At 62.0% G+C, this 2,640-nt stretch carries 2 protein-coding genes; both read left to right on the top strand.

Going from position 1 to position 2,640, the window contains the following annotated elements; translation table 11 throughout:
- Window positions 1-149: 149 nt before the first annotated feature.
- A complete protein-coding gene (istA, locus tag JM946_RS29815) occupies window positions 150-1,805 on the top strand; it encodes an IS21 family transposase (protein WP_203171109.1) in 1,656 nt (551 codons plus the stop codon).
- 5 nt (window positions 1,806-1,810) lie between these two features.
- Complete coding sequence (gene istB, locus JM946_RS29810; RefSeq protein WP_203171108.1) at window positions 1,811-2,569, top strand: IS21-like element helper ATPase IstB; 759 nt, start codon at window positions 1,811-1,813, stop codon at window positions 2,567-2,569.
- The last annotated feature ends 71 nt before the right edge of the window (window positions 2,570-2,640 follow it).

Below are 2,640 nucleotides of genomic sequence, written 5' to 3'. Positions count from 1 at the left end.
TGTGCACGATTTCCTCCATTGAGACCCACCCGATTTCCTGGGTTGGGGACCACCTGATTTCCTGAGTTCGGGACCACCCGATTTCTTCAGTTGGGGACCACCTGGCGGGGCGCTTTCGAGCGCCGCCAGGCGCCAGGAGTGGTCCGCCGATGTCCAGAGTTGATCCGCCCGAGCCTGCCGCGCAGGCACGCCCCACCGAGCCCGATTTCACCGCTACCTTCCCCGCCGATCGCGACCGGGAGGACGGAATGGGTTTGCGCAGTGTCACTGTTGAGCGTTTTGAGGAAATCCGTCGGCGCCTGGCCGATGGTCGCGGCATCCGCGAGATCTCCCGAGCATTGGGCTGCTCGCGCGATACCGTGCGCGAGGTGCGTGATGGCCTGCGGCAGTCGCCAGCAGCACCGAGGATCGGCAAGGACCCATTGTGGATGCGCCAGATCGATTGGGCGACCGTCATCCACGAGTTGGGACTGGGTCATCCGCTGAAGTTCATCTGGGAAGAGAAAGCGCAGGCACTGACCACGTACTCGAACTTCTGGAAGCAGTTTTACCGTAAGTTCCCACAGCATCGGCAGGCCGATATCACAGCGCGCGAGTTCACTCCGGGCGAGCGCGTCGAAGTCGACTATGCCGGCGATCCGATCGAGTGGATCGAAGTGGCCACCGGCGAAATCCGCAAGGCGTACATCTTCGTCGCTGGCCTCGGCTTCAGCCAACTGCTCTTCGCCTGGGCCGCTGAGGACATGAAGAGTCGCAACTGGCTGGGCGCGCATCGACGCATGTATGCGTTTTACGGCGGCGTGCCGCACGTGACTGTGCCGGACTGCTTGAAGCAGGGCGTGCTCAAATGTCACCTGTACGATCCGGATCTGAACCCCGGCTATGCACAGCTCGCGCGTGACTTCTCCACCGCCGTGGTGCCAGCGCGGCCCGATCATCCGCGCGACAAAGCGATCGTTGAGGGACTGGTCAAGATCCTGATGCGCTATGTGCGCTTCCGTCATCGGCGTACGCGCTTCACATCGCTACATCAGATCAATCAGGCGCTCGTCGAGTGCGTCGAGCGCATCAATGCGCGGCGTCACAGCCGCTTTGGTGTCTCGCGTCGCGAACGCTTCGAAGCACTGGAGCGGGCTGCGCTCAAGGCGCTGCCCGTGCACGATGTGGACACGGGCGAATGGCTGACCGCAACGCTGCATCCTGATTGCTATGTGCTGGTGGAAGCCGTGCTGTACAGCGCGCCGCACATCCATCGACACAAGAAGCTGCGCATCAAGCTCACCGAAAATCATGTCGAGATCTTCCTGAACCTCGAGCGACTGGCGATCCATCCTCGCAGTCGTCACCGCGATGGCCGGCGTATCAAGATCGATGCGCACTTCCCACCGGCATCGCAGGCGTACTACGAAGCCACTCCGCAGCGACTGTTGTCACAGTCACGCTTCATCCATCCCGAGTTACACCGGCTGTTCGTCGAGCTGTTCAATGATGATGTCTACGGCAACCTGCGCCGCGCCCAGGGCTTCGTACGCAGCTGCACGAAGGAAATCAACACCGCTGGACATGACGTGGCGAGTCAGCGCATCGCCGCCGCGATCGCCACCATGCGTCGCTACGACAAGTTCCGCGTGCCGTACTTCCAGGCGCTGCTGGCGCAGGCCAGAAAACAAACAACCGCCGCACCGGGCGAGTCGCGCGAGATCGTGCGTCGCCCCGGCAACCCGATGCTGCGATATGCCGCCGGCGCCGATCGGCCCGTCGACATCCTCGCTGCTGTTCCGTCCGACTCAAACCAGGAGAAATAAATCGTATGAGTACTGCTATCGCCAAGAACCTCATGGCCGAGATGAAGCTGCTCGGCATGTTCGGCGCCTTCGATAACATCATTGCTTCGGCAACGCGCGACCAAATCAGCTACACCGAGTTCCTCGATACGTTGCTGCAGGCAGAGGCCGACTATCGGCAGGAGCGCAAGACCGGCTATCGCATCAAGGCGGCCAAGTTCACCTTGCGCCCCGCGTTCGAGGACATCGACTTCACCGCCAGCCGCTCGATCAGCAAGGCGCAGATCAAAGAGCTCTACAGCCTACAGTGGTTGAGCGAAGGACGACCCGTGCTGCTGATCGGTCAGACCGGCGTCGGCAAGACCTTCATCGCCCAGGCTGCGGGACTGCATGCCTGTGCGTGCGGCAAGTCGGTGCTGTACATGACGGTCACGACGTGGCTGGAGAATCTCGCGCTCGCCCGGTCCAGCGGGACATACCTTCGCTATCGTGACAAGCTCGCGCGCCCTGACTTGCTCATCCTCGATGACTTCGGGATGCGTAAGCTGTCTTCCACCGAGGCGCAGGATCTGTGCGAGATCCTTGAAGAGCGCTCGCTCGGCAAGTCGACGATGTTTACGACCCAACTGCCCCTGGCGCACTGGGCGGAGGTCATCGCCGACCCCGTCATCAGCGATGCGATCCGCGACCGTCTCGAGCACGCCGCGCTCACGATCGACATCACCGGCGAGAGCTACCGCGGCGTCAAGGCCCGGAAACTTGCCAGCAAGAAACACGGCGCGTAAGAATCGCCCACTTCTGCTCCGCCAGTGACCTCATCAGGTGGTCCCCAACTCGGGAAATCGGGTGGTCCTCA

It is taken from the genome of Steroidobacter gossypii (genome assembly GCF_016801985.1).
GTDB classification, from domain to species: domain Bacteria; phylum Pseudomonadota; class Gammaproteobacteria; order Steroidobacterales; family Steroidobacteraceae; genus Steroidobacter; species Steroidobacter gossypii.
Note: the sequence above shows the minus strand (reverse complement) of the source record. Positions and strands in the feature narration are given on the sequence as shown.